At 66.4% G+C, this 6228-nt stretch carries 6 protein-coding genes; 4 read left to right on the top strand and 2 right to left on the bottom strand.

Annotated elements, in window-relative coordinates; translation table 11 throughout:
- Positions 1-1261 precede the first annotated feature (1261 nt).
- Positions 1262-1951: a hypothetical protein gene (locus tag A3Q37_RS36950; RefSeq protein WP_141693622.1), complete on the top strand. Its 690-nt coding sequence runs from the start codon at positions 1262-1264 to the stop codon at positions 1949-1951.
- A 280-nt stretch (positions 1952-2231) separates the two neighbouring features.
- Here the strand turns inward: A3Q37_RS36950 and A3Q37_RS27885 are convergent, their stop codons facing one another.
- Positions 2232-2549 (bottom strand): ATP-binding protein, encoded by a 318-nt coding sequence (locus tag A3Q37_RS27885; RefSeq protein WP_065488437.1) that lies wholly within the window; start codon positions 2547-2549, stop codon positions 2232-2234.
- A gap of 218 nt (positions 2550-2767) precedes the next feature.
- On the opposite strand from A3Q37_RS27885, the gene thpR reads away from it, so the two are divergent.
- Entirely contained in the window at positions 2768-3361 is a 594-nt protein-coding gene (gene thpR / locus A3Q37_RS27880) for an RNA 2',3'-cyclic phosphodiesterase (protein WP_065488435.1), read from the top strand.
- Positions 3362-3619: 258 nt separating this feature from the next.
- Entirely contained in the window at positions 3620-4609 is a 990-nt protein-coding gene (locus tag A3Q37_RS27875) for an aldo/keto reductase (RefSeq protein WP_065488432.1), read from the top strand.
- A gap of 97 nt (positions 4610-4706) precedes the next feature.
- On the opposite strand, the gene pip is transcribed toward A3Q37_RS27875, so the two are convergent.
- Complete coding sequence (gene pip / locus A3Q37_RS27870) at positions 4707-5681, bottom strand: prolyl aminopeptidase (RefSeq protein ID WP_065488431.1); 975 nt, start codon at positions 5679-5681, stop codon at positions 4707-4709.
- Positions 5682-5772: 91 nt separating this feature from the next.
- Between pip and A3Q37_RS27865 the strand changes: the two genes are divergently transcribed.
- The gene (locus A3Q37_RS27865; protein ID WP_065488460.1) at positions 5773-6222 is read left to right on the top strand and encodes a VOC family protein; all 450 of its coding nucleotides are present in this window, start codon (positions 5773-5775) and stop codon (positions 6220-6222) included.
- Positions 6223-6228 lie beyond the last annotated feature (6 nt).

Below are 6228 nucleotides of genomic sequence, written 5' to 3'. Positions count from 1 at the left end.
TGTGCAGCCGGTTCAAATTGCAAGCATTCCAGTTACCCCGCCTGCGACAATTTGCAGTACTGCGGGTGTGACTTGGAATGACGCTCACGATAGGGTCTGTGTCACTGACAGATCCGGTTACCTGTGGCAGGTTGATCAAGTTTCATCACGCGTGTTCTGAAGGTTCCCGTGAGGAAGCAGGACCGTGCGGGGAGGTTTCGCGTTGTACACGGCCACGGCTCGGCGACGCTCACAACAGTCGGCTGACGAACAGATCGATATGAGCTTTGAGCTCTCATGCCGTCTCGCTCGGTCGGCAGGAGTGTGCCGTGCGGCATCACGTGCGCGCCTTGATGGCCTGGCAGTGCGGGTTGAGCATAGGTATCGCCGCACAGCAGGTGAGCCAAGGCGAACAGAAGTCTGTCACGGCGGCCGGTAGGTAGGTAGGCATGCCGGCCCTATCCTCTACCAGGAAGTTCATCGCGTTGCGGGCCAGCCAACTGGTAGGCGTCCGAGGTGAAATCATCACCAATCGCGGGCCTGACTCGTCGGTACCCGGGCGCCCATCCAATATCCAACCGAGGGGCATGGATGCATTAATTACCTACGAAATATCAAGAGTCCGAACGGGGGCTCTGCGCACAGAATTGGAGGGTGGCGCAAATGACATGGTATAGCGTTGCGAAAGTTACAATTGCGTTTGAAACTGGCCTCCCAAGTGAGTCCATTTACGCGAACTCGCGGAATCAGGTTGGTGTAATTGTCACCATTTGGCCGGAGGATGAAAACCATAATTCGATCACCGTCGATCAAAGCCATCTGGCCGCTAACACATGGCTCATTGACTATGTCGATGAGTCCGAACTTAATTGGAAGGGCCAATCGAGCTGGTGTTACACGGATACCGAGGATCCGCATTTCAATAATGTCCCGAACCTCGCAGGAATTTCTAACCGAAGGCAGCCTGTAGTTTCTCATGCCGCAGAAGGGGGAGCGCAGCAGCTAAAATACTACGTATACTGCAGCCCGGGCGTGAGTGGCAAATCAATTGCAGTCAAGGTGANATTTCAATAATGTCCCGAACCTCGCAGGAATTTCTAACCGAAGGCAGCCTGTAGTTTCTCATGCCGCAGAAGGGGGAGCGCAGCAGCTAAAATACTACGTATACTGCAGCCCGGGCGTGAGTGGCAAATCAATTGCAGTCAAGGTGAAATCCGATAGCGGGGAGGTTACCGTCACTTCGCAGAATTCGGGGCAGTCCCTCCAGTCCAAGGTTTCCCTCGTGCCGAAGCAGGCAGTGAATTACGATCTCGACAATATTGACTGGGTCAGGGAGGACCTAGTATCGCTTCGCCAGGACGACACTCAATATGTAAATTTCGAGGGCGGAAGTAACTGGTATCTGACTGCGAAGGAGAATTCCGAAGGGCGCGTCTTCTGCCACTTCGAAGTCTCCAACGTTGTGACTGATAACCAATACGACGGTTTCTATGGGTGGCAAAGCGGAAAGGACAATTTTAACGCGAAGTGGTGGAGTTTGCTGTGCGGCGCCTATGTTTGGTACCAGGAGCCACACGACGTCAAGTATCCGGCAAATGGATTTTCCGCAAATTCGAATTCTGCAAACCCTGGTGGAGGGGCAAGCGCCGTAATCCTTAAAATGCCCAACGGGAACAAATGGTGGGACGCGGCAAAGATCTACGATCGGTCTGCGGATGCTGACAACCAGTCGCTGTGCGTGACTTGGGCGAATGCCGGTACTGGTGGAGATGGCTGGGTGCAGAACCAGCCCAATCCGCTACAGAGTGGCACCCCCCTTCATGGGCCTAACGACATCCACAATTACTACAACCCGAAAATTGTGGCATATGACCAGTATGGGAATAGCGGCACCTTCTACCTCGATGGGCATGACGGCCAATACGGAGGCATTATGAAACTCTATACCAGTGCCCCGCCTGCTCCCTACTGAGCTCACTGATTCGTGAATGGTTCGCCGGCTCTGTCGGCGAACCATTCCGCGTTCCTTTGGCTCGACCGGGGCTTGGCAGAAGGAAGGCAAGCACAAGCCCTCTCCAGTCTCAAGATCCGGTCCTGTGCTCAATCGGCCGTATACCGGAGTCTGGCTCTCGTCCAGGTTCATGTCCGGATAGGCGGGCCTCAGCACTCTGAAATCCCCGCCTTGCCCTCGGTCGGGGGCGCCGGCACATCATGGGAACAGGGCGCGAGGTGCTGTGCATGGCGGTGCGGTGTCATGCGGCGCGTATCCCGTAGTCGCAGGGAATGGCGATGCGGGCATAGACGGTCTTGCCGGTCTTGCGGTCCGTGCGGGGCCGCGTACCCCAGTCTTGGGTGAGCCGGTCGACCAGAGCCATGCCGAAGCCGCCGTTCTCGCCGCGTGCCGAAGGAGGGCAGAGGCAGGGCGGAACGGGCCCGGAGTCGTCGACCTCCAGAGTCACATCGGTTCCGTCCCAGTGGGTGCGGAACTCTTCCGGATCCGCGGCGTGCTGGTCGGCGTTCGTCACGAGTTCGCTGACGATCAGCAAGGCATCGTCGATCCGGTCCCGCACGGAGGAGTTCTGCGCGGTGGACAGTCCTTCGATCGTCGAGGGGAACGTCTTCCGTCCAGAGTGCGCTCGTCGCTGATGTCGGCCATGTCGATCCTGTCGGTGTCTACGACGGTCATCGTGCCGCTCCTCCCCGCTGCCGCACGGGCGTGCGGGCAGCCGCGTAGTACAACGATAGGCCCGGCGCCCCGGACACGCCCGGACCTGCCAGACTCGCGCGCATGAGCAGCAGCGATCCCGGCCGTCCGGCCTCCCAGCGCCTTTTCGCCGCCGTCCTGCCGCCCGCGTCGGCCGTGGCCGAACTCCGTACGGCACTCGCACCGCTGCACACCCTGCCCGGGGCACGGGATCTGCGCTGGACGGGCCCCGAGGGCTGGCACGTCACGCTGGCGTTCTACGGGGAGGTGCCCGAGGACGCCACGCCGGAGCTGGAGGCGCGCCTGGAGCGGGCCGCGCGTCGGACCGCGCCCTTCGCGCTCTGCCTGCACGGGGCCGGGCACTTCGGCGGGCGGGCGCTGTGGGCCGGGGCGGCGGGCGGGCTCGACACGCTGCGGCTGCTCGCCGAGCGCGCGGATGCAGCCGCCCGGCGGACCGGGCTGCCGATGGAGCACCGCCGCTTCGCCCCGCACCTCACGCTGGCCCGGAGCCGGGGCGGGGTGGACCTCCGGCCCTTCGCCGCGGCGCTGGCGGGGTTCGAGGGGCAGCGCTGGGAGGCCGCGGAGCTCACGCTCGTACGGAGTCATCTGCCGGTGTCCGGGGTGCCGGGGGAGCGGCCGCGCTACACGGCGGCGCGGGCCTGGCCGCTGGGCGGGTGAGGGGCCGCCATGACGCCCGGGGCGGCCCGGCGGCCGGGTCCGGTGAGCGGTGCCGTTACGCTCGAAGGGTGGACCCGAAGACCAGAAACCGCATCATGGCGGCCGTGCTCGTGCTGATATTCGTCGTCGTCGCCGTGGGGGCCGCCCTGGGCGGCTGAGACCGGCGGGCCGCCGGGTGGCGTCGCGCCTCCCGGAAGCCCGGCGCGTCCGGGGTGCGTGCTTGCCTGGAGTGGACTCGAAGGCGTTGGCTTGGGCGCCATGAAGTACACACAGCTCGGACGTACGGGACTCAAGGTCAGCCGCCTCGTCCTCGGGACGATGAACTTCGGCCCGCAGACCAACGAGTCCGACAGTCACGCGATCATGGACTCCGCGCTCGGCGCGGGCCTGAACTTCTTCGACACGGCCAACGTCTACGGCTGGGGCGAGAACAAGGGGCGCACCGAGGAGATCCTCGGCACCTGGTTCGCCCAGGGCGGTGGCCGGCGCGACAAGGTGGTCCTGGCCACCAAGATGTACGGGAACATGGGCGCCGACGGCGAGGCCTGGCCCAACCACGACAAGCTCTCCGCCGTGAACATCCGGCGCGCGGTCGACGCCTCGCTCAAGCGCCTCCAGACCGACCACATCGATCTGTACCAGTTCCACCACGTCGACCGGAACACGCCCTTCGACGAGATCTGGCAGGCGATCGACGTCCTGGTCCAGCAGGGCAAGATCCTCTACGCCGGTTCGTCCAACTTCTCCGGCTACAAGATCGCCCAGGCCAACGAGCAGGCCGCCCGGCGCGGTTCGCTCGGCCTGGTCAGCGAGCAGTGCATCTACAACCTCGTCGAGCGCCGCGCCGAGATGGAGGTCATCCCGGCCGCGCAGGAGTACGGCCTCGGGGTCATCCCCTGGTCCCCTCTGCACGGCGGCCTGCTGGGCGGCGTCATCAAGAAGACGACCGAGGGCGGCCGCCGCGCCTCGGGCCGCGCGGCCGACGCCCTGGCCGACCCCGCCACCCGCGCCCAGCTCCAGGCGTACGAGGACCTGCTCGACAAGCACGGCCTGGAGCCCGGCGAAGCGGCCCTGGCCTGGCTGCTGACCCGCCCCGGCATCACGGGCCCGATCGTCGGCCCGCGCACCGCCGAGCAGCTGGACAGCGCGCTCCGGGCGCTTGAGCTGGACCTCCCGGAGGCGGTGCTCACCGGCCTGGACGAGATCTTCCCGGGCCCGGGTCCGTCGCCGGAGGCGTTCGCCTGGTAGGAGCCGCGGACACGGTGTACGGGCCCGCCCCCTCCCGGGAATGCTTCAGCCGGGGCGGGCCCGTCTGCCTGCATGCGGCCGGTCCGAAAGGCGGGCCCTATCCCTTCGCCGCGAACCCGTCCAGCGCCGCCAGCACCGCCCGCCGGGTCTCCGTGCCGCCCATGTGGCCCGCGTTGTCGATGATCGTCAGCTTGGCGTCCGGCCAGGCGCGGTCCAGTTCCCAGGCGGTGATCAGGGGGCCCGCGAGGTCGAAGCGGCCGTGGATCAGGGCGGCCGGGATGCCGGTCAGGCGGTGGGCGCGGGAGAGGAGTTGGCCCTCCTCCAGCCAGGCTCCGTGGGCGAAGTAGTGGGCGCAGATCCGGACGAGCGCCAGCTGGTCGCGGTCCGGGCGGCCGCTGTACGGGGGCGGGCCCGGGGGCGCCTCCATCGAGACGACCGCGTCCTCCCAGGCGCACCAGTCCGCCGTCGCCTTCTCCCGTACGGCCGCGTCCTCGCTCTCCATCCGGCGGGCGTACGCCGCGACCAGGTCGGCCGGGTCGCTCACCTCGGGGACGCCCGCGCGGAAGGCCGCCCAGGCCTCGGGGACGAGCTGTCCCGCGCCCCGGTAGAGCCAGTCGATCTCGCTGCGGCGGGTCGTCGTCACCGAGGGGATCACGACCTCTGTGACCCGCTCCGGGCGCTCCTCGGCGTACGCCAGGATCAGCGTCGAGCCCCAGGAGCCCCCGTACAGAAGCCAGTTGTCGATGTTCAGGTGTTCTCGCAGGCGTTCCATGTCGGCGATCAGGTGGGCCGTCGTGTTGTAAGCCATATCCGTTGCCGGGGCGCTCGCGTGCGGCGTCGAGCGGCCGCAGCCCCGCTGGTCGAAGAGGACCACCCGGTAGCGGTCCGGGTCGAAGTACCGGCGGGAGCCGGGCGAGCAGCCGGACCCCGGGCCGCCGTGCACCACCAGAGCCGGCTTGCCGTCCGGGTTGCCGCACACCTCCCAGTACACGAGGTTGCCGTCCCCGACGTCCAGCATCCCGCTCTCGTACGGTTCGATCGGCGGGTACAGGTCGTTCGGTTCGCGGTGCACGGGCGTCGTTCCCCTCGGCGTGGCGGGCGGGTGGGCGGTGGGCCACGTTACGCGGATGCGGTCGTCGGACGAGTCCCGTACGGTCCTGGCCATGCCCGTACGCATCGATCTGACCCTGGACTGCACCGACGCCCAACTACTGCGCGCCTTCTGGAAGTCGGCCCTGGGCTACGTGGATCTCCCACCGCCGCCGCCGTTCGCGACCCGGGAGGAGTGGCTCGCCCAGTTCGATCTGCCGGAGGGCGAGACGGTGGACGACGGGGCCTGGCTCTGCGACCCCGAAGGCGTCGGCCCGCACCTCGCCATCCTCAAGGTGCCCGAGCCGAAGACCGCGAAGAACCGGCTGCACATCGATGTGCGGATCGACGGCCACGGCACCCCGGCCGAGCGGTGGGACCGGGTCCGGGCGGAGGCTGCGCGGCTCGTGGCGGCGGGCGGGTCCGTGCTGGCGGAGGTCGACGAGCACCACGTGGTGATGGTCGACCCGGAGGGCAACGAGTTCTGCGTGGCGGCGGCCGGCGCGCCCGACCCGCAGGACTGAGTGCGC

Source organism: Streptomyces sp. PTY087I2 (assembly GCF_001687325.1).
In the GTDB taxonomy this organism is placed as follows: domain Bacteria; phylum Actinomycetota; class Actinomycetes; order Streptomycetales; family Streptomycetaceae; genus Streptomyces.
This window is presented reverse-complemented; position numbering and strand designations above follow the sequence as displayed.